The sequence below is a fragment of the Rhodoferax sp. RT5P35 genome (genome assembly GCF_056521385.1).
In genome coordinates this window covers 1-1177 of record NZ_JBWMAX010000243.1, presented here as the reverse complement: position 1 = coordinate 1177, position 1177 = coordinate 1, and the positions used below count along the sequence as shown (strand labels likewise).

The following is a 1177-nucleotide window of genomic DNA, read 5'->3' as shown; positions in this document are numbered from 1 at the left end:
CGCAGGTTGCTGTTGTCGCGCCGAAACTGGTCGCTCAGGTAGCCGTTGGCGGCGTGCCCCTGCACCCCGTCAAAACCCGCCGCCATGGCGTTGCGGGCGGCGTGGGCGTAGTCGTCCAGCAGGCGCTTGATTTCGTCCAGGGCCAGGGGCCGCGCCTGGGCGTAGCGCTGCTTGCCGCTGTAGGTGTGGGCATCGCCCGGGGCCGTGGTGGCCGAGGCCGACACCGGCTGCGCACCGCCCAGAAAGCTGGGGTGCACCACCCGGCCCATGTGCCAGAGCTGCATGTGGATGCGCCCGCCCGCCGCATGCACCGCGTCGGTCACCGGCTTCCAGGCCTCGACCTGCGGAGCCGTCCAGATGCCGGGGCCATAGGGCCAGCCGGTGCCTTCGCGGCTGATGCCGGTGGCCTCGGTGATGATCAGCCCCGCCGTTGCCCGCTGCGCGTAGTAGGTGGCCATCATGGGGGTGGGCACATGCTCGCGCGTCGCCCGCCCGCGCGTCAGCGGGGCCAGCAAAATGCGGTTGGGGGCGGTGAAGTTGCCGATCTGGATGGGGTCGAACAAAGAGGGCATGAAGGCAATATCCAAAAAAAGGGTGGGGCTGGTAGGCCGGATTTGGGTAGATGGGGTGTACGGGCAGGTTTGGAAGGGGCAGTCAGGGAAACGCGGTGTTGCCGAACGGTAAACAATCGGTACACTCAACGCATCGCAACTGCAACGCATTGCCGCCATGAAAACCGCCACCTTTCCCTCTCTGCGGGTCGAACCCGCGCTGCGCCTGGCCGCCGAAAGCGTGTTGCGCGACGGCGAGACGCTGACCGGCCTGATCGAAACCGCCATGCGCGAAGCCATCCACCGGCGCCAGGTGCAGGCGGAATTTCTAGCGCGGGGCCTGCAGGCGGGCGAGGATGCGCGCAGCACCGGCACCTACTACAGTGCGGCTTCCGTGCATTCTGAGTTGCAGCGTCGGCTGGATGCGCGGCGCAAAAATCTGCTCGGATGACCGGCGAATACCAGGTCCGGTACACCGCGGCGGGCCGCGAAGATCTGCTGCGGCTGTTCGACTTTTTGCTCGAACGGGCGCAGACGGCAGAAGACCTGGATGCGGCGCAGGTGGCGCTCAGCCCGGCCACCATCGCCAGGCTGGATGGTTTGTTTCACCCCGATGCCGTGCAGGG

The 1177-nt window shown here is 67.2% G+C and carries 2 protein-coding genes; one reads left to right on the top strand and one right to left on the bottom strand.

Annotation, left to right across the window (positions count from 1 at the left end; genetic code table 11):
* A partial coding sequence (locus AC097L_RS25340) for an oxidoreductase (RefSeq protein WP_479589468.1) occupies nucleotides 1–572 on the bottom strand: 572 nt, incomplete at its 3' end.
* 157 nt (nucleotides 573–729) lie between these two features.
* Here AC097L_RS25340 and AC097L_RS25335 point away from each other — a divergent pair.
* A complete protein-coding gene (locus tag AC097L_RS25335) occupies nucleotides 730–1002 on the top strand; it encodes a YlcI/YnfO family protein (protein ID WP_479589467.1) in 273 nt (90 codons plus the stop codon).
* The last annotated feature ends 175 nt before the right edge of the window (nucleotides 1003–1177 follow it).